Genomic DNA, 23,675 nt, shown 5'->3' with positions numbered 1-23,675 from the left:
TGGTGATGCTGACATTGACGTTCGTTCTCGGTACCCAGAGCGGCAGCCGTTGGGCGCTCGGTCTGGTGCCGGGCCTGTCGGTCGAAGGGTTTTCCGGTCGTCTGGGCGGCGCATGGCAGGCGGATCACCTGATCTGGCAGCAAGGCCAGAGCACAGTCGACATTGACGCGCCGGTGTTCGACTGGTCACCGGCGTGCCTGGCGCGCATGACGCTGTGCATCGACAACCTGCAGACGGGCGACATCAGGCTGCAATTTCCGCCTTCGAGCGACGAAGCCAGCAGCGGCCCCATCAAATTGCCGGATCTCAAGCTGCCGCTCGCCCTGCAGCTGGGTCGCGTGCAGATCGGCAGTCTGCACCTGGACGGCACCGAACAGGTTCGCGATGTGCAACTGGCGGCGCACTGGACTGCCGAAGGGTTGAAGATCGATTCGCTGCACGCCGGTCGTGATGACATCGCGCTGGACTTGTCGGGCCTGCTTAAACCCGAGGGCGACTGGCCGCTGACCGCCGAAGGGCAATTGAAGCTGCCGGATGTCAGCGGTCAGCCGTTGTCACTGGCGCTGAACATTCAGGGCGATCTGCTCAAGACGTTGACGCTGAATGCGCAGAGCAAGGGGTATATCGACGCTCATCTGATCGGTGAGCTGCAGCCGTTGGTGGAAAACCTGCCGGCAACCATTGCCATCACCAGCGACACGTTCAAACCCGCTGCCGATTTGCCGGACACGTTGCAGCTCAATCAGTTGGTTCTCAACGCCAAGGGCGACCTTGCCCAGGGCTACGCCATCACCGGCAACGCCAGCCTTCCCGCTGAAAAAGGTCCGGTGGCACTGGCGCTACAAGGGCGTGTCGACGCCAAGGGCGCGGACATTGCGGCGCTGGACCTGACCGCCAGTGACAATCAGCGGCTCAAGGCCAGCGGCAAGCTGGATTGGCAGCAGGGCCTGCGCGCCGACGCCAAAATCGACTGGCTCGATTTCCCCTGGCATCGCCTGTACCCGCTGATCGATGAGCCGCAGGTCAGCGTGCATACGTTCACCGGCGAAGTGTCCTACACCGACGGCAAATACCTCGGCCATTTCGCTGGGGACTTCAAAGGGCCGGCCGGTCCTTTCACTCTGGAAAGCCCGTTCAGCGGCGATCTGCAGCAGATCTTTCTGCCCCAGCTTGAACTGGCAGCCGGGCAGGGCAAGGCCAGCGGTCACCTGAACCTGCAATTTGCCGACGGCATCGCCTGGGACACGGCGCTGGATCTCAGCGCCATCGATCCCGCTTATTGGGTCGCGGAGTTGCCGGGCGCCCTGGCAGGTCCGCTGCGCAGCAAAGGGTCGCTGCGTAACGAGCAATTGAACCTGAATGCTGACCTGGATCTGAAAGGGCGTCTGCGCGGCCAGCCTGCGGTGCTGCAAGCCAAGGCCGATGGGGCCGACAATAAATGGAATCTCAACGCCCTGGACATCCGCCTGGGCGATAACCGGATTCAGGGCACGGGCAGCCTGCAGCAGAAAATCGCCGCACAGCTGGACATCAACCTGCCGCGGCTGGGTCAACTGTGGCCCGGGCTGCAAGGGCAGATGAAAGGCCGCCTTGATGTCGCCGGCTCTGTGCAGGCGCCTCAGGGGCAATTGGCGTTGCAGGGCACTCAACTGGCCTTTGAGGCGAACAAGCTGCAAGCCCTTACTGTGGCGGCCAAGCTCGACAACGCCCAGCGCGCGACCCTTGATCTGAAGACATCCGGCATTCAAGCCGGCGATACCGCACTGGGCGCTTTGACTGTCAACGGTCAGGGCGACATCAAGCGTCAGCAGGTGAAACTCGACCTACAGGGACCGTTGCTCAAACTGGCCCTCGCGCTGGACGGCAACCTGGACAAAGGCAACTGGCGCGGGCGTCTGGCCAGCGGTGACATCCAGAGCGGCGGGCAGGACTGGAAGCTGCAGCAGCCGGCCAAACTGGAGCGTCTGGCCGACGGCAAGGTCAACTTCGGTGCCCATTGCTGGGTCTCGGGGCCTGCGAGTCTGTGCGGCGAAGATCAGCGTCTGATGCCGGAACCGCGCCTGCGCTATCACCTCAAGCGCTTCCCGCTGGAAAGCCTGGCCCAGTGGCTGCCCAAGGATTTTGCCTGGAAGGGCGCGCTCAATGCCGACATCCAGCTGGACGTTCCCGCTGCCGGCCCCAATGGCCAGGTGGTCATCGACGCCAGCGGCGGGACGCTGCGGGTCAAGGACAAGAACCAATGGCTGGACTTCCCCTACGACACGCTGAAGCTGACCAGCAGCCTGACCCCGAAGAAAGTCGACACTAGCCTCGATTTTCGTGGCGGCAAGCTCGGCGAACTGCTGGCCCGACTGAGCATCGACCCGATCGCCAAAAACAAGCCCGTCACCGGCGACTTCACCCTTAGCGGCCTGGATATTTCAGTGGGCAGGCCTTTCGTCCCGATGATCGAAAGACTCAACGGCAAGCTTAACGGCAGCGGCCGGATTTCGGGCAGCTTGATGGCGCCGCAGATCAACGGCAATGTGGCGCTCGTCGACGGTGAGGTGTCGGGTCCGGAAGTGCCCGTGAGCTTTGAAAAACTCAACGTTCAAGCCCTGATTGCCGGCGAACGTGTGGATTTGACCGGCAAATGGAGCAGCGGCGCGGCAGGTCAGGGCAGTATCGGCGGGCATGTGGCCTGGGCCGATGCGCTGGATGTCGACGTTGCGGTGAAAGGCACCCACCTGCCGATCACTGTTGAGCCCTACGCCAAGCTGGAAGCGGCGCCGGACCTGAAGATTACTCTGCAGGGCGACCGGCTGGCGGTGTCAGGCAAAGTCCTCATCCCGAAAGGCGAGATCACGGTGCGCCAGCTACCGCCCTCGACCGTTAAAGTGTCCGATGACACGGTGATCGTCGGCCAGCAGACCAAACAGGGCAAAACCCCGCTGGCCATCGCCATGGACGTGAACGTCGAAGTAGGGCAGGAAACCCTGAGTTTTACCGGCTTTGGCCTGACCGCCAATCTCGTCGGGCACGTGCACATCGGCGACAACATGGACACCCGCGGAGAGCTCAATCTCAACGATGGCCGCTACCGGGCTTACGGCCAGCGCCTGACCATTCGCAAGGCACGCCTGTTGTTCGCAGGGCCGGTGGATCAGCCGTATCTGGACATCGAAGCCATCCGCCAGACCGACGACGTGATTGCCGGCATTCGACTGAGCGGCAGCGCCGAGCAACCGACCACCACGGTGTTCTCGGAACCGGCCATGAGCCAGGAGCAAGCGCTGTCCTATCTGGTGCTGGGCCGTCCGCTGAGCACCAACGGTGAGGACAGCAACATGGTCGCCCAGGCGGCGCTGGCATTGGGCCTGGCCGGCGGTTCATCTACGGCGGGCAAGCTGGCGTCCGGGCTGGGGATTCAGGATTTCGACCTGGACACCTCCGGCAGCGGCGACAAGACGGCGGTGGTCGCCAGCGGCAAGATCACCGACAAGCTCAGCCTGCGGTATGGCGTGGGGGTGTTTGAACCGGCCAATACGCTGACCTTGCGCTATCTGTTGAGCAAGAAGGTGTATCTGGAGGTCGCGGGTGGTGTGGCGAGTTCGCTGGATATTTTCTATAAGCGGGATTTTTGATCAGACGAGGCGGATGGGGAGGGAACCGGCTTGCCAGCGGCGGAGTGCAGCCGCCAACAAGCCGGTCTAACGCATTACACCGCAAAGGATGAGCGGCTGCCGAACAACCCGCCTCAGCCATTGACCAGTTTCATCGCCGCGTCCGGATAACGGCCGCCTGCGACCGCGTTAACCGGGAACAGGTCTTTCAACGCCTGCAATTCCGCTGCACTGAGTGTCACGTCCAGCGCAGCGACGTTCTCCTCCAGGTATTTGCGCTGCTTGGTGCCAGGAATCGGAATCACGTCAGTGCCCTGGGCGAGCACCCAGGCCAACGCCAGCTGGCCGGCAGTGATGCCTTTTTCTGCCGCCAGTTGCTCGACCTTCTGCACCAGCAGCAGGTTTTTGGCGAAGTTTTCGCCCTGAAACCTCGGGCTGCTGCGGCGGTAGTCATCGGCGGCGAAGTCGTCCGGGCTTTTAAGGGCGCCCGTCAGAAAACCTCGGCCCAACGGGCTGTACGGGACAAACGCGATACCCAGACGGCGGCAAGTGTCCAGCACGCCGTTTTCTTCCGGATCGCGGCTCCACAGGGAGTATTCGGTCTGCAAGGCGGCAATGGGGTGAACCTTGTGAGCGCGTTCGAGGGTGCTGGCCGACGCTTCGCTCAAGCCGAGAAAGCGCACCTTGCCGGCTTTGACCAGCTCAGCCATGGCGCCAACGGACTCTTCGATTGCCACGCCCGGATCGATGCGGTGCTGGTAATACAGATCTAGCGTGTCGATTTTCAGCCGCTGCAACGTGCCATCGATCGCGGCGCGGATGTACTCGGGGCTGCCATTCACCCCGCGCGCGCCGGCGTCGCCCGGTGTACGGACGATGCCGAACTTGCTGGCGATGAACGCTTGATCCCGCTTGCCCGCCAGCGCTTTGCCCAACAGTTCTTCGTTGGTGTGGGGGCCGTACATGTCGGCGGTGTCGAGCAGGGTGACGCCCAGCTCAAGCGCCCGGTGAAGGGTGGCGATGGCTTCATCGGGATTGCCGCCGGTGGTGTAAAAGTCGGTCATGCCCATGCAGCCCAAGCCCAGGGCCGAGAGCTGTGGTCCGTTTTTGCCAAGTTGACGCGTTTGCATGATGAATGCCTTGTCGATCAAGAGGACCGCCATTCTTGCGCCTCGACAGCGTCGGGATAAACCGGCTAAAAGTGGTTTCACTATTGGTTATTTCTAAACAATCCCTCAGCGGACATGTGATGAGCCATGGATAAATTCAATGCGATGCGAGCCTTCACGCGCATCGTCGAGCTGGGCGGTTTCGCCAAAGCCGCCGACAGCCTGCACATGCCGCGCGCCTCGGTGACCATTCTGATCAAGCAACTGGAGGCGGAACTGGGCGTGCAATTGTTGATGCGCACCACGCGACAGGTGACGCCAACGCCGGACGGTCAGGCCTATTACCACCGCTGCGTGAATGTGCTGAACGCGCTGGAAGCCGCCGAATCGGTGTTCTCCTCGGTGGCCAAAGACCCGGAAGGGGTGCTGCGCGTCGACATGCCGTCTGGCATCGGTCGGCTGATCATCATGCCGCTGTTGCCGGAGCTCACCGAACGTTACCCCCGGCTGGAAATGGAAGTGGGCATGAACGATCGCCCGGTGGACCTGATTCGGGAGGGCTACGATTGCGTGATTCGCGGTGGCCAGCCCCTCGATCATTCACTGGTGGCCCGGCCGCTCGCTCAGATGCGCCAAGTGGTGTGCGCCAGTCCGAGCTATCTGCAGCGAAGGGGCACACCGCAATCACTGGCCGATCTGCAGCATCACCAGATCATCGAATACTTTTCTTCGACCACCAACAAGCGCTACGGGCTGGAGTTCGTCATCGACGGCCGGACCCAGGCGCCGGACCTGCCCAAAGCCCTGGCGACCAACAGCGCCGATGGCTACCTCGCCGCGTGCAGCGCGGGTTACGGACTGGTGCAGACGCCGTATTACCACGTTGCCGAATTATTGCGTCGTGGCGAGCTGATCGAAGTGCTGGGCGATGTCGAACAACCACTATTGCCTTTGACCGCGCTGTACCCGGCACACCGGCAGACCTCACGGCGGGTGAGGGTATTCGTCGACTGGGTGGTGGACGTGTGCTCGCGTCCGGGGCTGATGGACAAACCGGTAATGCACCGCGTTTCCTGACAACAAAATCGTTTCTGGCGGTAGGTTGCCGCGGTTTTTCATGGTTAACTTCCGCCTTCGCATGCCACTCAAACAAGGACTCAGCTCATGCCACAAGTGACTCGTAGAGGCTCCCCGGTACAGATCAGCGGCGAACTGCCGAAAGTCGGCAGCAAGGCGCCGGCCTTCAAACTGGTAGCGGGCGATCTGTCCGACGCCACGCTGGAAACCTTCGCCGGCAAGCGTAAGGTGCTGAACATTTTCCCGAGCGTCGACACACCGACCTGCGCCACTTCCATCCGCAAATTCAACGCCCAGGCCAACGAGCTGAACAACGCCGTCGTGCTGTGCATCTCCGCCGACCTGCCGTTCGCCCAGGCACGTTTCTGCGGCGCCGAAGGTCTGGAAAACGTGAAGAACCTGTCGACCATGCGCGGCGCGCAGTTCATGCAGGACTACGGCGTTGCCATCGCCGACGGGCCGATGGTGGGGCTGACTACCCGTGCCGTGGTCGTGCTGGACGAAAACGACGTTGTGTTGCACAGCGAGCTGGTACCGGAGATCGGTCAGGAGCCGAACTACGACGCAGCACTGGCGGTATTGAAGTAAGCTCGCAAGCGGCTTATTGCCATCAGCGGGCGCGGTAACATCCCGCAACATACAAGCGGCCTGACTCCATCAGGCCGTTTTTATTGGTACATCAGCACCTTATCCAAAGTAAGCACCAGGTAAATTGCCGGTAAAGGCCCTTTGCCTGTCCGCTCTCTGTGCTTATTGTTCAGCCTCCCGAAGACGCTCACGCGCACACTGGTTGATTTATTCATGCAATCGTCTGCCCCCCGTAATTCCCGTCGCTGGCTGATAAGCCTGTTGGTTCTGTTGATCGTCGCCGGCCTGTGCTGGCGCTTCTGGCCGGGATCCGCGTCGCAACCGAACGCCACGGCGCAGAAAGGCGAGCAGGCCCAGGCCAGCGCAACCCGCGGCGGCAAGGCGGTGGCCAAACGGCCCGGGTTCGGCGGCTCGACCGTTCCGGTACCGGTGCGGGTAGCAGCAGCGACCACCGGTGATTTCCCCATCTATTACAAAGCCCTCGGTACCGTAACGGCGCTGAACACGATCAACGTGCGCAGCCGTGTGGCGGGCGAATTGATGAAGATCAATTTCCAGGAAGGCCAACAGGTCAAGGCCGGCGATCTGCTGGCGGTGATCGACCCGCGCAGCTATCAGATCGCCCTGCAGCAGGCCGAAGGCACGCTGATGCAGAATCAGGCGCTGCTCAAGAATGCTCAACTCGACGTACAGCGTTATCGGGGCCTGTACAAAGAGGACAGCATCGCCAAGCAAACCCTGGACACTGCCGAATCCCTGGTGGGCCAGTATCAGGGCACGATCAAGACCAATCAGGCGGCGGTGGGCGACGCCAAACTCAACCTGGAGTTCTCGCAGATTCGTGCGCCGATTTCGGGCCGCATCGGCCTGCGCCAGCTGGACGTCGGCAATCTGGTGGCGGCCAATGACACCAACCCGTTGGTGGTGATCACCCAGACCAAGCCGATCACGGTCAACTTCACGCTGCCGGAAAAAGACCTCGCCGAAGTACTCAGCCGTTATCGCAGCGGCGGCAAGCTCCCGGTGGAAGCGTGGGATCGCGGGGACCTTAAGCTGCAGGCCACGGGCGTGCTCGCCAGCATCGACAACCAGATCGACATCACCACCGGCACGCTGAAATTCAAGGCGCGCTTCGATAACGACAACGAAGCGCTGTTTCCCAATCAGTTCGTCAACGCGCGGCTGCTGGCCAACACGCTGAAAAACGTGGTGCTGGTGCCTTCGGCGGCGGTTCAGTTCGGGGTTAACGGCACCTTCGTGTACGTGATGGACGGCGACAAGACCGTGCGCATCCGCCCGCTTAAAACCGGTGCCAGCGACGAGACCTCCACAGTCATCACCGAAGGTCTGGTGGCCGGTGACCGCGTGGTGCTTGAGGGCACCGACCGCCTGAAAGACGGCAGCGCCGTGGACGTGGTCAACGACAGCAAGGACGTACCGGCCACGCCGGGGCAGCAGTTGCAGGGCAAGCCGTCCAAGGAGCCCGGTGAGTCTGCGGGTGCCGAGCCGGCGAAGAAAGGCGACGTATGAACCTGTCACGGCTGTTCATCCTCCGGCCGGTCGCCACCACGCTGAGCATGCTCGCCATCGTGCTGGCCGGTCTGATCGCGTACACGCTGCTGCCGGTATCGGCATTGCCGCAGGTGGATTACCCGACCATCCGGGTGATGACGCTGTACCCGGGCGCCAGTCCGCAAGTGATGACCAGTGCCGTGACCGCGCCCCTTGAACGGCAGTTCGGGCAGATGCCGGGCCTGACGCAAATGGCCTCGACCAGCTCGGGCGGCGCCTCGGTCATCACCCTGCGTTTCAGCCTCGAGATCAACATGGACGTGGCCGAGCAGGAAGTGCAGGCGGCGATCAACGGTGCGACCAACCTGCTGCCGAACGACCTGCCGGCGCCGCCGACGTACAACAAGGTCAACCCGGCCGACACGCCGGTGCTGACCCTGGCAATCACCTCGAAGACAATGCTGCTGCCCAAACTCAACGATCTGGTCGATACGCGCATGGCGCAGAAGATCGCGCAGATCAGTGGAGTAGGCATGGTCACCATCGCCGGCGGTCAGCGTCAGGCGGTGCGGATCAAGGTCAATGCCGACGCGCTGGCGGCCAACGGCCTGAATCTGGCGGACGTGCGCACGCTGGTCAGCGCCTCCAACGTCAATACGCCCAAGGGTAACTTCGACGGCCCGACGCGGGTGTCGATGCTCGACGCCAATGACCAGCTCAAGTCCCCCGAGGAGTACGCCAACCTGATTCTGGCGTACAACAACGGCGGCCCGTTACGGCTCAAGGACGTCGCCGAGATCGTCGACGGCGCTGAAAACGATCGCCTCGCCGCCTGGGCCAATGAGAACCAGGCCGTGCTGCTGAACATCCAACGTCAACCGGGAGCCAACGTCATCGACGTGGTCGATCGGATCAAGGCCCTGCTGCCCAGCATCACCGAGAACCTGCCCGCCGGACTGGAAGTCACCGTGCTCACCGACCGCACGCAGACCATCCGTGCCTCGGTCAGCGACGTGCAGCACGAGTTGCTGATTTCCATCGTGCTGGTGGTGCTGGTCACCTTTCTATTCCTGCGGCGGTTCAGCGCGACGATCATTCCCTCGGTGGCCGTGCCGCTGTCGCTGATCGGTACGTTTGGCGTGATGTACCTGGCCGGCTTCTCGGTCAACAACCTCACGCTGATGGCGATGACCATTGCCACCGGTTTCGTGGTGGACGATGCCATCGTCATGCTGGAGAACATTTCCCGGCACCTGGAGGAGGGCGAGACGCCGTTGCAGGCCGCGCTCAAGGGCGCGCGGCAGATCGGTTTCACCCTGATCTCGCTGACCATCTCGCTGATTGCCGTGCTCATTCCGCTGTTGTTCATGGCCGATGTGGTCGGGCGCCTGTTCCGTGAATTCGCCATCACCCTGGCGGTGGCGATCCTGATTTCCCTGGTGGTGTCACTCACCCTGACGCCGATGATGTGCGCGCGCTTGCTCAAGCGTGAGCCGAAGGAAGAAGAGCAGGGCCGTTTTTACCGGGCCAGCGGCGCGTGGATCGACTGGCTGGTGGCCGCCTACGGGCGCAAGTTGCAGTGGGTGCTCAAGCATCAGCCGCTGACCCTGCTGGTTGCCGTCGCCACCCTCGGGATTACGGTGTTGCTGTATCTGGCCGTGCCCAAAGGCTTTTTCCCGGTGCAGGACACCGGCGTCATTCAGGGGATTTCCGAAGCGCCGCAATCGGTGTCGTTCGCTTCCATGAGTCAGCGCCAGCAGGCCCTGGCGAAAATCATCCTCAAGGACCCGGCAGTCGCCAGTCTGTCGTCCTACATCGGCGTCGACGGCGACAACGCGACCCTCAACAGCGGCCGCATGCTGATCAACCTCAAGTCCCACGGCGAGCGGGATGTCACCGCGTCCGAGGTGATCCAGCGCTTGCAGCCCGAGGTTGATCAGCTGTCCGACATTCGCCTGTTCATGCAGCCGGTGCAGGACCTGACCATCGAAGACCGGGTCAGTCGCACCCAGTACCAGTTCAGCATGTCCTCGCCGGACGCCGATCTGCTCAATCTGTGGAGCGGCAAACTGGTGGAGGCGCTGGTGCAGCGCCCGGAACTGACCGATGTCGCCAGCGACTTGCAGGACAAGGGTTTGCAGGTCTTCCTCAACATCGATCGCGATGCCGCCAGTCGGCTGGGCGTGACCGTCGCCAACATCACTGACGCGCTGTACGACGCGTTCGGCCAGCGGCAGATTTCCACCATCTACACCCAGGCCAGCCAGTACCGCGTGGTGCTGCAGGCGGATTCGCGCAGTGAACTGGGACCCGAAGCGCTGGAGCAGATTCACGTCAAGACCACCGACGGCGGGCAGGTCAAGCTGTCCAGTCTGGCCCGGATCGAACAACGGCAGGCGCAGCTGGCGATTGCCCATATCGGCCAGTTTCCGGCGGTGATGATGTCGTTCAACCTGGCGCCCGGTGTCGCGCTGGGCAAGGCCGTGGAAGTCATCGAGCAGGTGCAGAAAGACATCGGTATGCCGATCGGCGTGCAGACGGAATTCCAGGGCGCGGCCGAAGCGTTTCAGGCGTCGCTGTCCAGCACATTGCTGCTGGTGCTGGCGGCGGTGATCACCATGTACATCGTGCTGGGCGTGCTCTATGAGAGCTACATCCACCCGATCACCATTCTGTCGACCCTGCCGTCGGCGGCCATCGGTGCACTGCTGGCGCTGCTCATCAGCGGCAACGACCTGGGCATGATTGCCATCATCGGCATCATCCTGCTGATCGGCATTGTCAAGAAGAACGCGATCATGATGATCGACTTCGCCCTCGACGCCGAACGCAACCGCGGCATCGACCCGCAGACCGCCATCTACGAAGCGGCACTCCTGCGCTTCCGCCCCATTCTCATGACCACCCTGGCCGCGCTGTTCGGCGCCATCCCGCTGATGTTTGCCTCGGGCTCCGGCGCCGAGCTGCGTCAGCCCCTGGGTCTGGTGATGGTCGGCGGGCTGCTGGTCAGCCAGGTCCTGACGCTGTTTACCACGCCGGTCATCTATTTGTACTTCGATCGGCTGGGGCGCCGGTTCCAGCGCAACGAGAAAACCGAGGTGGCGGTATGACCGGCCAGCTGCAAGCTTCAGGCTTTAAGCCTCAAGCCAGAAGCAGCACCGCGCAGGCCGGGGCTGGTGCGTTCACTTGCCGCTTGAAGATTGCCGCCTGGAGCTCCCCCCCATGAACCTCTCCGGGCCCTTCATCAAACGCCCCGTAGCGACCATGCTCCTGAGCCTGGCGATCATGCTCCTGGGCGGGATGAGCTTCGGTCTGCTGCCGGTGTCGCCGCTGCCGAACATGGATTTTCCGGTCATCGTCGTCAGCGCCTCGCTGCCCGGCGCCAGTCCGGAAATCATGGCGTCCAGCGTGGCGACGCCGCTGGAGCGCTCCCTCGGGGTGATTGCCGGGGTTAACACCATGAGCAGCCGTTCGAGTCAGGGCTCGACGCGGATCATTCTGCAGTTCGACATGGACCGCGACATCAACGGTGCTGCGCGGGAAGTGCAGGCGGCCATCAACGCCGCACGCAACCTGCTGCCCAGCGGGATGCGCAGCATGCCGACCTACAAGAAGGTCAACCCGTCCCAGGCGCCGATCATGGTCCTCTCACTGACCTCCGACGTGCTGGAGAAGGGCGAGCTGTACGACATGGCGTCGACGATCCTGTCCCAGAGCCTGTCCCAGGTGAACGGCGTCGGCGAGGTGCAGATCGGCGGCAGTTCGCTGCCTGCCGTGCGCGTTGAGCTGGAGCCAAAATTGCTGTCCCAGTACGGCGTGTCGCTGGATGAAGTGCGCACGACCATCTCCAATTCCAACGTGCGGCGCCCGAAAGGCTCGGTGGAGAACAGCGAGCACAACTGGCAGGTGCAGGCCAACGACCAGCTGGAGAAGGCCAAGGATTACGAATCGCTGATCATCCATTACGCCAACGGCGCGGCGTTGCGTCTCAAGGATGTGGCCAAGGTCAAGGACTCGGTGGAAGACCGCTACAACAGCGGCTTCTTCAATGACAAAGCCGCGGTGCTGCTGGTGATCAACCGCCAGGCCGGCGCCAACATCATCGAAACCGTGGCGGCGATCAAGGCCCAGTTGCCGGCGTTGCAGGCGGTGCTCCCGGCCAGCGTCAAGCTTGACCTGGCCATGGACCGCTCGCCGGTGATCAAGGCCACGCTCCACGAAGCGGAAATGACGCTGCTGATTGCCGTGGTGCTGGTGATTCTGGTGGTGTTCCTGTTCCTGGGGAATTTCCGCGCCTCGCTGATCCCGACCCTCGCGGTGCCGGTGTCGCTGGTCGGCACCTTCGCGATCATGTACCTGTACGGTTTCTCGCTGAACAACCTGTCGCTGATGGCCCTGATTCTCGCCACCGGGCTGGTGGTCGACGATGCCATCGTGGTGCTGGAAAACATCTCCCGGCACATCGACCAAGGCGTGCCGCCCATGGAAGCGGCGTACCTGGGCGCCAAGGAGGTGGGCTTCACCCTGCTGTCGATGAACGTCTCACTGGTGGCGGTGTTTGTTTCGATCCTGTTCATGGGCGGGCTGGTGGAGAGCCTGTTCCGCGAGTTTTCCATCACCTTGTCGGTGTCCATCGTCGTTTCGCTGGTGGTGTCGCTGACCCTGACGCCGATGCTCTGCGCGCGCTGGCTCAAGCCCCACGTGCCGGGCACGGAAAATCGCTTGCAGCGCTGGAGCCAGCGGGTCAACGACCGCATGGTCGCCGGCTACGACCGCAGCCTGCGCTGGGTGCTGCGTCATCGGCGCCTGACCCTGCTGACGCTGCTGTTGACCATCGTCGGCAACATCGCTTTGTACGTCGTGGTGCCAAAGACCTTTCTGCCGCAGCAGGACACCGGCCAGCTGATGGGTTTCGTGCGCGGCGACGACGGCCTGTCGTTCTCGGTGATGCAGCCGAAGATGGACACGTTCCGCTCGGCGATCCTCAAGGACCCGGCCGTGGAGAGCGTCGCGGGCTTCATCGGCGGCAACGGCGGCACCGGCAACGCGTTCATCATCGTGCGCCTGAAGCCGATCAAGGAGCGCAACATCGGCGCCATGGAAGTGGTTGAGCGATTGCGCAAGGAAATGCCGCTGGTGCCGGGCGGGCGCCTATTCCTGCAGCCCGATCAGGACCTGCAGCTGGGCGGCGGCCGCGAGCAGACCACCTCCCAATACCAGTACATCCTGCAAAGTGGCGACCTGGAAACCCTGCGCCTGTGGTACCCGAAGATCGTCGCCGCCCTCAAGTCGCTCAAGGAATTGACCGCCATCGACGCCAACGACGGCGGCGGCACCCAGCAGGTGACGCTGATCGTCGACCGCGATGCGGCCAAGCGTCTGGGCATCGACATGAACATGGTCACCACGGTGCTGAACAACGCCTACAGCCAGCGCCAGGTGTCGACCATCTATGACCCGCTGAACCAGTATCAGGTGGTCATGGAGGTCAACCCGAAATACGCCCTCGACCCGACCACCCTGGAGCAGGTCCAGGTGATCACGGCCGATGGTGCACGGGTGCCGCTGTCGACCATCGCCCGTTACGAGCGCAGCCTGGAAGACGACCGGGTCAGCCACGACGGCCAGTTCGCTTCGGAAAACATCTCATTCGACCTGGCCGATGGCGTTACCCTCGACCAGGCCAACGCCGCCATCGAGCGCGCCGTCGCCGCGGTGGGCCTGCCCGAGGACGTGATCGCCAAGATGGCCGGGACCTCCGACGCCTTTGCCGCCACCCAGAAGAGCCAGCCGTGGATGATTCTCGGCGCGTTGGTGGCGGTGTATCTGGTGCTGGGCATTCTCTACGAAAGCTACATTCACCCGCTGACCATCCTCTCGACCCTGCCATCGGCCGGGGTCGGCGCGCTGCTGAGCATCTACCTCACCGGCGGGCAATTCAGCCTGATCTCGTTGTTGGGGCTGTTCCTGCTGATCGGCGTGGTGAAGAAGAACGCGATCCTGATGATCGACCTCGCCTTGCAGCTCGAACGCCAAGGCGGCATGACCCCGGTGGAGTCGATTCGCAATGCCTGCCTGCAGCGTCTGCGGCCGATTCTGATGACCACGCTGGCGGCAATTCTCGGCGCCGTGCCGTTACTGCTGAGCAGTGCCGAAGGCGCGGAAATGCGCCGGCCGCTGGGCCTGACCATCATCGGCGGCCTGATCCTCAGCCAGATCCTCACGCTGTACACCACGCCCGTGGTTTACCTTTATCTCGACCGTCTGCGCCATCGTTTCAACACGTGGCGCGGGGTGCAGACGGATGCTGCCCTGGACACTCCGCTATGAACGACTCGATGAAAGCCCCTGGCCCACAGCGGACGTTGCCGTTTCCCAAGACGTTCGGCGTCGCCTTGTGCGCGCTGCTGCTCAGTGCCTGTGCCGTCGGCCCGGATTACAAAACGCCGGACATGCCGACCCCGGCGCACTTCAAGCAGGCCGAAGGCTGGACCCAGGCCAACCCGAGTGATGCGATGGCCCGCGGCGCGTGGTGGGAAATCTACGGCGACGCCCAGCTCAACGCGCTGGTGGAGAAACTCAACACGTCCAACCAGACCGTGGCGCAGTACGAGGCCCAATACCGGCAGGCCGCCGCTCTGGTGCGCAGTGCGCGGGGCGCGTTCTTCCCGACGCTGGACCTGACCACCAGCAAGAACCGCTCGAGCCAGGGCACCGGCAGCAGCAGTTCGAGCCTGAGCAGTTCCAGCAGTGGCATTCGTGACACCTACAACGCGCAGCTGGGCGTCAGTTGGGAAGCCGACGTGTGGGGCAAACTGCGCCGCGGCCTGGAGGCCGACAAGGCCAGCGCCCAGGCGAGCCTCGCCGATCTGGCGTCGATGCGCCTGAGCCTGCAATCGCAACTGGTGCAGAGCTATCTGCAACTGCGGGTGATCGACGAGCAGAAGCGCTTGCTCGAAGCGACCGTTGACGCCTATCAGCGCTCGCTGACCATGACCCAGAACCAGTACCGCGCCGGGATTTCCGGCCGCGACGCCACCGCCCAGGCACAGACGCAGCTCAAGAGCACCCAGGCCGACCTGATCGACCTGCAATGGCAGCGTGCCCAGTTCGAGAACGCGATCGCCGTGCTGATGGGCCAGGCGCCAGCGGATTTCAGCCTCGCGGCGACCACCTCGATTCCGGCGGTACCGCAGATCCCGGCGCAGCTGCCGTCACAGTTGCTTGAACGCCGCCCTGATATTGCCGCCGCCGAGCGTTCGGTCATGACCGCCAACGCCAATATCGGCGTGGCCAAGGCCGCCTATTACCCGGACCTGACCCTGAGCATGAGCGGCGGTTACAGCAGCAGCACCGTCAGCAACTGGATTTCCCTGCCTAATCGCTTCTGGTCGGTGGGCCCGCAACTGGCGATGACCCTGTTCGACGGCGGTCAGCGCGCTGCCGAAGTAGACCGCACCGAAGCGGTCTACGACCAGACCGTCGCCCAGTACCGCCAGACCGTGCTCGACGGCTTCAAGGAAGTCGAGGACTACATGGCCCAGCTGCGCGTCTATGAGGAGGAAGCCGGGGTGCGCGACGAGGCGCTGCAATCGGCGCGTGATTCTCTGCGTCTGACCAACAACCAGTACAAGGCCGGGCTGATTGGCTACCTGGACGTGGTCAACGTGCAGACCACCGCGCTGAGCAACGAACGCAGCGTGCTGAACGTGCTGGAAAGCCGGTTGGTCGCCAGCGCCCAGTTGATTGCGGCATTGGGTGGCGGCTGGGACGCCGCGACCGGACTGACACCCGGCGCAGATGTGCCCGACCGTTGATTCCAGCTAAATAGCTATGTGCCATCTTTGCGACGGAGTGACGGGACTTTTACGGGAATTTCGGTACAATCGCCGCCGAATTGATCAGGGCTGAAAGGCCGCACTCCGTTGAGCCAAGGGCCAGCCCATGTTGATCGGCCATTACACCTATTCGCTGGTTTTGATTTCAGTTCTGGTTGCGATTCTCGCGTCTTACACGACCCTTGATCTGGCCGGGCGCATTGCTTCGGCCAGCGGTCGGGCAAGGATGTTGTGGGTGTGCGGCGGCGCGCTGTCCATGGGTGTCGGCGTTTGGTCCATGCATTTCATCGGCATGCTGGCGTTCATGCTGCCGATCCCGCTGGCGTACGACATCCCGCTGACACTCCTCTCGCTGCTGATCACCATCTTTTCTTCGGGTTTCGCGCTGTGGCTGGTCAGTCACGACCGCGTACCGCTGTCGAACATCGTGCTTGGGGCCTTCGTCATGGGCCTGGGCAGCAGCGCCATGCATTACACCGGCATGGCGGCGATGCGCATGCAGCCGGGCATCGACTACGACCCCGGCTTGTTCGGCCTGTCGTTGGTGATTGCCGTCACTGCATCCGCCGCCGCGCTGAGCATCGCCGTGCGGCTGCGCAAGGAAACCCCCTATGTGCGCCTGGCCCGGGGCGGCGCTGCGGTGGTCATGGGCTTTGCCATCCTCGGTATGCACTACACCGCAATGACCGCCGCCAATTTCCCGGTCGGCAGTTTCTGTGGTGCGCTGCCCACCGGCTTGCACACCGACGGTCTGGACAAGCTGGTATTGATCACCAGTCTGACGGTGCTGGGCATTACCTTGCTGACGTCGGTGCTTGATGCGCGCATGGCGGCGCGCACCGCCCAATTGTCGGCGTCGCTCAAGGAAGCCAACCGCGAGCTGACCCAACTGGCCCTGCACGACAACCTCACCGGACTGCCCAACCGCATCCTGCTGGCGGATCGCATCGATCAGGCCATGCGCAAGGTCGACGCCCAGGGCGGCATGTTCGCCCTGATGTTTCTGGATCTGGACGGCTTCAAACCGGTGAACGACGCGTTCGGTCACCACGTCGGCGATCAACTGTTGCGCGCGGTGGCTGTGCGCATGCGGGAAAACTTCCATCGCCACGACACCCTGGCGCGCATCGGCGGCGACGAGTTCGTGCTGCTGGTCGAGCTCGACGATGGCGAAGAGGCGGTCAGCGTGGCCTCGCGTCAGGTTTCCCTGGTGAGCCAGCCGTTCAGCGTGCAGGAACATGATCTGCAGGTGACGGTGAGCATCGGCATCAGCCTGTATCCTGGGAACGGCCGCACTCAGCAGGAACTGCTGATGAACGCCGACGCCGCCATGTACCACGCCAAGAACGCCGGCAAGAACGGTTACAGCTTTTTCGATGCGTCGATGAACACCAACGCGCGCAATCAGCTGCAGCTGTTGCAGGACCTGCGCCTTGCGCTGCGTAAAGGGCAGTTCTGCCTGCATTACCAGCCGAAATTCTCCGCCGGTACCCAGGAGCCCATCGGCGCCGAAGCGCTGGTGCGCTGGAATCACCCGCAGCTCGGGTTGCTGATGCCGGACAAATTCATTGGCCTTGCCGAAAAAACCGGCCTGATCATCCCCATTGGCGAGTGGGTGCTGCACGAGGCCTGCCGGCAGATGAAGCGCTGGTACGACAGCGGCTTTACACACTGGCGCATTGCGGTGAACCTGTCGGCGTTGCAGTTCAGCCATGTCGGGCTGGTCGAGACCGTCGCGGACGCGCTGGCCACCCACGGTCTGCCGGCCAACTGCCTGACCCTGGAAATCACCGAAACCACTGCCATGAGCGACGCCGATGCGAGCATGACCGTGCTGCAGAAGCTCTCGGACATGCACGTCGACCTGTCCATCGACGACTTCGGCACCGGCTATTCCAGCCTGATGTACCTCAAACGCCTGCCGGCCAACGAATTGAAGATCGACCGCGGTTTCGTCCGCGATCTGGAGCACGACAGCGACGACGCGGCCATTGTGTCGGCCATCGTCGCGCTGGGCCAGGCGCTGAACCTGCGCATCGTCGCCGAGGGTGTCGAGACCGCCAGCCAGCAGAAATTCCTCACGCGCCTGGGCTGCGACTCGCTGCAGGGTTACCTGCTGGGTTATCCGCTGCCGGCCGAGCGGTTCATGGCAGACATCGAAGCCGCGCGGCGTCGTGTCAGCGAAATCACGGATTGAGTGTTAATGCCCACCCCACCTCCACGCATTGATCGAACGGGAACATTTATGGATAAAAATCTCCTCATCACCGGCGGCTCCCGGGGTATCGGCGCCGCCACGGCGGTTCTGGCAGCAGCGCAGGGTTATCGCGTGTGCATCAACTATCTGTCCGATCACGCCTCCGCCGAGCGGCTGTGCGGGCAGATTCGCGAGACGGGCGGTCATGCCATCGCGGTGCAGGCCGATGTCAGCAACGAAGACGAGATCATTCGTCTGTTTGCGCGGATCGATTCGGAGATGGGGCGGATCACCGCGCTGGTCAACAACGCCGGTACGGTAGGCGAGGCGTCGCGGCTGGACACCATGTCGGAGTTTCGGCTGCTGAAGATCATGATGAGCAACGTGGTCGGGCCGATGCTGTGCAGCAAGCACGCACTGCTGCGCATGTTGCCCCGCCACGGCGGGCGCGGTGGCAGCATCGTCAATGTGTCGTCCGTCGCCGCACGGCTCGGATCACCCGGTGAGTACGTCGACTACGCGGCATCCAAAGGCGCGCTGGACACCTTCACCGTCGGGCTCGCCAAGGAAGTGGCGGGCGAGGGCGTGCGGGTCAATGCCGTGCGTCCCGGTTACATCTTCACCGACTTCCACGCCCTGAGCGGTGACCCCCATCGCGTCAGCAAGCTGGAACCGACCATCCCCATGGGCCGTGGCGGACTGGCCGATGAAGTGGCGGAAGCGATCCTGTGGCTGCTGTCCGACAAGGCCTCGTATTCGACGGGGTCGTTCATTGATCTGGGCGGCGGGCGCTGACGGCTCTGCAGCCATATCCAAGGCCGGCTAACCCATCATCGAGCGAATGATTTTCCCCAGCGTCTCCATCGCCCGTTCAGTCGTCTCACCCCACGGGCTGCCGTAGTTCAGGCGGATGAAGGGCTTGAATCGCCGCGTTGGCGAGAACATCGGGCCGGGGGCGATGCTGATGCCCTGGGCGAGGGCGGCCTGGAACACTTTCAGTGAATCGATTTGTTCCGGCAGCTCAACCCACAGGAAGTACCCGCCGGTGGGCTGGCTGACGCGGGTCTGCGCCGGAAAGTACCGGGCGATGGCGCCAAGCATCGCGCGCTGCTGATCTTCCAGGCTGTGGCGCAGCTTGCGCAGGTGGCGGTCGTAACCGCCATGTTGCAGGTAATCGGCGATGGCAGCCTGGGCCGGCATCGAGGCGCACAGCGAGGTCATGATTTTCAGCCGCTCGACCTTCTGCGCGTAACGCCCGGCAGCCACCCAACCCACCCGATAACCGGGCGCCAGGCTCTTGGCGAAGGAGCCGCAATGCAGCACCAGCCCTTCAGTGTCAAACGCCTTCGCCGGCTTCGGCGCGTGCTGGCCGTAATACAACTCGGCGTAGACGTCATCCTCGATCAGCGGCACCTCGTGCTTGCGCAGCAATTCCACCAGTTCCCGTTTGCGCGCTTCAGGCACCGTCGCGCCGGTGGGATTCTGAAAACTGGTCATGCTCCAGCAGGCTCTGATCGGGTAGCGCTCGAGCGCCTGTTCAAGCACCGCCAGGTCAATGCCTTGTTGCGGGTGCACCGGAATTTCCACCGCCTTGAGCTTCAGCCGTTCGAGCACTTGCAGGCAGGCGTAGAACGCCGGCGCCTCGATGGCCACCAGATCGCCGGGCTCGGTCACCGCTTGCAGGCACAGATTCAGCGCTTCGAGGGCGCCGTTGGTGATCAGCAGCTCGTCCATGGGCAGCATTTGCCCGGCGACCATGTACCGCAGCGCGATTTGCCGGCGCAGCGCAGGATTGCCGGGCGACAGGTCGCTGACCACCATGCGCGGGTCCATATCGCGGGTGGCGCTGGCGAGGGAGCGGGCCAGGCGCTGCAACGGGAACAGCCCGGCGCTGGGGAAGGCGGAGCCGAAGGGCACGGTGTTCGGGTCCTTGATGGATTCGAGAACCGAGAACACCAGATCGCTGACGTCGACTTCGGTGGACTCGCTAACCTGTGGCGGCGGGCGCGCATCGTGTTCTGAAACCTCACCGCCCAGACCCTGCAGGCGGACACTGTCGTTGACGAAGTAGCCGGAGCGCGGGCGTGCCCGGATCAGGCCTCGACGTTCCAGCAAGTAGTACGCCTGGAACACCGTAGACGGGCTGATGCCGTGGGTCTGGCTGGCGTAACGCACCGAAGGCACCCGTTGCCCTGCAGCCAGCACACCGGACCGGATCAGCTCGGCAATGTCGTCGGCAAACTTTTCATAGCGCTTCATGGCGGACTCGTGCTGAGTGGCTTCTGGGGTGCAGCCGCCATACACAAGCGACTGGGGCAGGGCGGAGGACCCGGCTGCAGGACCGGAATATGCCCTCGGTCTGCGGATTAGTACAGATGCAGATCGGCTGACAACCACCGGATCAGGCGTACCTCTTCGGTATCCACCTCCCGCACTCTCGCCCCGCGCTGCGGTCCATACCGCACTGACGTTAACCGAAGGGAATGCGCTGATGAATGCCTGGTGGGAAGAAGTGGTGGACACACTGCAGGCCGAGTTCTCTGATATCACCGATGCCGGGCAGATCACCCGCGTGACCATACGCCTGGTCATCGCGGCGCTGCTGGGCGGGATTCTGGGTTTCGAGCGGGAACACAAGGGCAAGGCGGCCGGGGTTCGAACGCACATGCTGGTGTGCATGGGGGCCGCGCTGTTTGTGCTGGTGCCGCGCATGGCCGGTGCCGACGACGCTGCTTTGAGCCGGGTGGTGCAGGGCATTGTGGCGGGGATCGGCTTTCTCGGCGCAGGGACCATCCTCAAGGGTGATGCGCTCAATGCCACTCAGGTGAAAGGCCTGACCACGGCGGCCGGTTTGTGGATGACCGCGGCCATTGGTATCGCGGCCGGGATGGGCAGGGAGATGACGGCAGTCTTGAGTACGGTGCTGGCACTGGGCATCTTTAGCCTGATGCCGATGATCGTCAGGCGGGTTGAGTCGGCGGAAGAACGTGCACACGACCCTGCCCGCAGGACGGGTGGCGATGCACAGGAGCCTTAGTCCGGCGGTTATTCAGGGGTATTGAGGGTGTGACGCTCGATTAATAGTGGGACCGGCTTTAGCCGGGAAGAAGCCAGTTGGCGCACCCTCAACATTGCGGCTAGCCATCTAGAAGCTTCCCGGCTAAAGCCGGTCCCACAACACCGCGTTGGGTCAAGGAATCACTCAGGAAACGTGTCATCCAGAATCGCCGGGGGCTCGCCGCTTGGCGGGTCACCCACCGGCGGTTCGATCACCGGAGGCATCAGCGGGGAAGGTGGCTCCTCGGGCTTGGGCACCGGCAGCTCGGGGTCGTCGATGTTCGGATCGGGCGTTTCTGCGGGAACGGGAATGCTCATGGTCTTCGCTTCCTTGGGTTCGTCGAGAGGGCGTGTCAGGTGACGTTGCAGCACACCCGTCAGCACGCACACATGTCGACCGCAGCGCCCTGGCAATGATTCACTTAATCCGCCTGGATACCCCGTTACGCCGGAGCCCCCGGCCTGCCATTATCCCTGGGGTGACTTGATCAAACGTCATGCAAGCTGTTTGAACTTTTGCCCGAGGCTGGCGTTCGGAACCTATGCCGCCACGTCCGGATGCGTTGATCCCGTGGCTCTCTCTTATGTTATGGACAAAGACGCTGAAGCAATGGGCGCCCCACGGTGGGCGTCCCTGGGCGTGAGGAGTGATGCTCGATGAATGATACTGCTGATCAGCCGTACGGCCCGGATTCCCTGGCCAACGATGTTCTCCACTCTATCCACCCTATCCCCCTGACCCAAGCCTTGCAGCTGCCGCGGATCGTGATCGAGGACACCCAGCCGGTGATCGATAACGGTCAGCTGGCGGCCAAGGCCGTTGTCGGTCAGCCGGTCACGGTCACCAGCAAAATCTACGCGGACGGCCACGACAAGATGGCCGTACGTATCGTCTACCGGGCCATCGACGACGAAGAATGGCAATCGGTGCCCATGCGCGAGCTGGGCAATGACAGCTGGATCGGCGAATTCACCCCGCCGACCTTCACCCGCTATGTCTATCGCCTTGAAGCCTGGATCGATCAGTTCGGCAGCTACCGCTACGAGCTGGAAAAGAAATACGCCGCCGGCGTGACCATCGATTTGGAGCTGGAAGAAGGGCGCCTGCACCTGGTGCACGCCGCCGAGCGCAGCAAGCTGGAAGTACGTGGGCAACTCGACACGTTGATCACGCGCTTCGGCGAGGCGACCGAAAACGAGGCCAAGGTGGCGCTGCTGCTGAGCAGTGACGCCGCCAGCGTCATGGCCAAGGCCGACAACCATGCGTTCTTGAGCCGCAGCCTGGAATTTCCGCTGGACGTCGAACGTGAGCTGGCCCAGTTCGCCAGCTGGTACGAACTGTTCCCACGTTCGATCACCGACGACAAAAAGCGTCACGGCACCTTCAAGGACGTCCACTCGCGCCTGCCGATGATCCGCGACATGGGCTTCGACGTTCTGTACTTCCCGCCGATCCACCCGATCGGTCGCGCTCACCGCAAAGGCCCGAACAACTCCCTCACCGCAGGGCCCGATGATGTGGGCAGCCCGTACGCCATCGGCAGCGAGGACGGAGGCCACGACGCTATCCACCCGCAACTGGGTACCCGCGAGGACTTCCGCGAGCTGGTCGCCGCGGCAGCCGAGCATGGCCTGGAAATCGCCCTCGATTTCGCCATCCAGTGCTCCCAGGACCACCTGTGGCTCAAGGAACACCCGGGCTGGTTCTCGTGGCGTCCGGACGGCACCATCCGTTACGCGGAAAACCCGCCGAAGAAATACCAGGACATCGTCAACGTCGATTTCTATGCGCCGGACGCGATTCCGGGCCTGTGGACCGAGCTGCGTGACGTGATCCTCGGCTGGGTGAAGGAGGGCGTGAAGATCTTCCGCGTCGACAACCCGCACACCAAGCCGCTGCCGTTCTGGCAGTGGATGATTGCCGACGTCCGCAGCAAGCACCCTGAAGTCATGTTCCTCGCCGAGGCCTTCACCAAGCCGGCGATGATGGCGCGCCTGGGCAAGGTCGGTTATTCCCAGAGCTACACCTATTTCACTTGGCGCAACACCAAGGCCGAGTTGAGCGAGTACTTCACTCAGCTCAACGAGTCGCCATGGCGCGAGTGCTACCGCCCGAATTTCTTCGTCAACACGCCGGACATCAACCCGCCGTTCCTGCATGACTCGGGTCGTCCGGGCTTCCTCATCCGTGCGGCGCTGGCGACCATGGGGTCGGGTTTGTGGGGCATGTATTCGGGCTTCGAGCTGTGTGAATCGGCGCCGGTACCGGGCAAAGAGGAATACCTGGACTCGGAGAAGTATGAGATCCGTCCCCGCGATTTCACCGCGCCTGGCAATATCATTGCCGAGATCGCCCAGCTCAACCGCATTCGCCGCCAGAACCCGGCGCTGCAGACGCACCTGGGTCTGAAGATCTACGCCGCGTACAACGACAACATCCTGTACTTCGGCAAGCGCACGGCGGATGGCAGCAATTTCATTCTGGTCGCCGTGAACCTCGATCCGCGCAACGTGCAGGAAGCGACGTTCGAGCTGCCGCTGTGGGAAATGGGCCTGCCGGACGATGCCGCCACCCTGGGCGAAGACTTGATGACCGGGCATTCCTGGACCTGGTATGGCAAGTACCAGTTCATGCGCCTGGACCCTTCGTACCAGCCGTTCGGTATCTGGCGCATCAAAGCCACAAACCAATAAT

General features: G+C 63.0%; 14 protein-coding genes. 11 read left to right on the top strand and 3 right to left on the bottom strand.

Features of this window, described 5'->3' with window-relative positions; all coding sequences use genetic code 11:
* Positions 1-5 precede the first annotated feature (5 nt).
* The gene (locus AC07VF_RS05910; RefSeq protein ID WP_495009367.1) at positions 6-3,623 is read left to right on the top strand and encodes a translocation/assembly module TamB domain-containing protein; all 3,618 of its coding nucleotides are present in this window, start codon (positions 6-8) and stop codon (positions 3,621-3,623) included.
* 113 nt (positions 3,624-3,736) lie between these two features.
* Here the strand turns inward: AC07VF_RS05910 and AC07VF_RS05905 are convergent, their stop codons facing one another.
* Positions 3,737-4,732, bottom strand: a complete 996-nt coding sequence (locus tag AC07VF_RS05905) for an aldo/keto reductase (protein ID WP_495009289.1) — start codon at positions 4,730-4,732, stop codon at positions 3,737-3,739.
* Between the two features lie 126 nt (positions 4,733-4,858).
* Here AC07VF_RS05905 and AC07VF_RS05900 point away from each other — a divergent pair, with 126 nt between their 5' ends.
* From AC07VF_RS05900 to AC07VF_RS05865, 8 genes are all read left to right on the top strand, one after another.
* Positions 4,859-5,788, top strand: coding sequence for a LysR family transcriptional regulator (locus AC07VF_RS05900; RefSeq protein ID WP_495009290.1), 930 nt, complete (start codon positions 4,859-4,861; stop codon positions 5,786-5,788).
* An 87-nt stretch (positions 5,789-5,875) separates the two neighbouring features.
* Entirely contained in the window at positions 5,876-6,376 is a 501-nt protein-coding gene (gene tpx, locus AC07VF_RS05895; protein ID WP_192173901.1) for a thiol peroxidase, read from the top strand.
* Positions 6,377-6,589: 213 nt separating this feature from the next.
* A complete protein-coding gene (locus tag AC07VF_RS05890) occupies positions 6,590-7,906 on the top strand; it encodes an MdtA/MuxA family multidrug efflux RND transporter periplasmic adaptor subunit (RefSeq protein ID WP_495009291.1) in 1,317 nt (438 codons plus the stop codon).
* On the top strand, positions 7,903-10,998 hold the full coding sequence (locus tag AC07VF_RS05885) for an MdtB/MuxB family multidrug efflux RND transporter permease subunit (RefSeq protein ID WP_495009292.1): 3,096 nt from the start codon (positions 7,903-7,905) through the stop codon (positions 10,996-10,998). Before AC07VF_RS05890 ends, AC07VF_RS05885 begins: the two co-directional genes overlap by 4 nt.
* Positions 10,999-11,110: 112 nt before the next feature.
* Positions 11,111-14,218 carry an efflux RND transporter permease subunit gene (locus AC07VF_RS05880; protein WP_346630386.1) on the top strand — a complete coding sequence of 1,036 codons (3,108 nt, stop codon included), beginning with the start codon at positions 11,111-11,113 and terminating at the stop codon, positions 14,216-14,218.
* Positions 14,219-14,226: 8 nt separating this feature from the next.
* On the top strand, positions 14,227-15,705 hold the full coding sequence (locus AC07VF_RS05875; RefSeq protein WP_495009368.1) for an efflux transporter outer membrane subunit: 1,479 nt from the start codon (positions 14,227-14,229) through the stop codon (positions 15,703-15,705).
* Positions 15,706-15,832: 127 nt separating this feature from the next.
* Positions 15,833-17,923: a putative bifunctional diguanylate cyclase/phosphodiesterase gene (locus AC07VF_RS05870; protein WP_495009293.1), complete on the top strand. Its 2,091-nt coding sequence runs from the start codon at positions 15,833-15,835 to the stop codon at positions 17,921-17,923.
* A 48-nt stretch (positions 17,924-17,971) separates the two neighbouring features.
* Positions 17,972-18,718 carry an SDR family oxidoreductase gene (locus tag AC07VF_RS05865; protein ID WP_282372508.1) on the top strand — a complete coding sequence of 249 codons (747 nt, stop codon included), beginning with the start codon at positions 17,972-17,974 and terminating at the stop codon, positions 18,716-18,718.
* Between the two features lie 27 nt (positions 18,719-18,745).
* Here AC07VF_RS05865 and mapR read toward each other — a convergent pair whose 3' ends face one another.
* Positions 18,746-20,182, bottom strand: a complete 1,437-nt coding sequence (gene mapR / locus AC07VF_RS05860; RefSeq protein WP_495009294.1) for a GntR family transcriptional regulator MpaR — start codon at positions 20,180-20,182, stop codon at positions 18,746-18,748.
* A 232-nt stretch (positions 20,183-20,414) separates the two neighbouring features.
* Here mapR and AC07VF_RS05855 point away from each other — a divergent pair, with 232 nt between their 5' ends.
* Positions 20,415-20,960, top strand: coding sequence for an MgtC/SapB family protein (locus AC07VF_RS05855; RefSeq protein ID WP_192173894.1), 546 nt, complete (start codon positions 20,415-20,417; stop codon positions 20,958-20,960).
* Between the two features lie 161 nt (positions 20,961-21,121).
* Here AC07VF_RS05855 and AC07VF_RS05850 read toward each other — a convergent pair whose 3' ends face one another.
* Positions 21,122-21,298, bottom strand: coding sequence for a hypothetical protein (locus AC07VF_RS05850; protein ID WP_163022162.1), 177 nt, complete (start codon positions 21,296-21,298; stop codon positions 21,122-21,124).
* Positions 21,299-21,637: 339 nt separating this feature from the next.
* Here AC07VF_RS05850 and AC07VF_RS05845 point away from each other — a divergent pair, with 339 nt between their 5' ends.
* Complete coding sequence (locus AC07VF_RS05845) at positions 21,638-23,674, top strand: alpha-1,4-glucan--maltose-1-phosphate maltosyltransferase (protein ID WP_282372510.1); 2,037 nt, start codon at positions 21,638-21,640, stop codon at positions 23,672-23,674.
* Position 23,675 lies beyond the last annotated feature (1 nt).

The organism is Pseudomonas sp. GW821-FHT02H06 (assembly GCF_059421525.1).
This window is presented reverse-complemented; position numbering and strand designations above follow the sequence as displayed.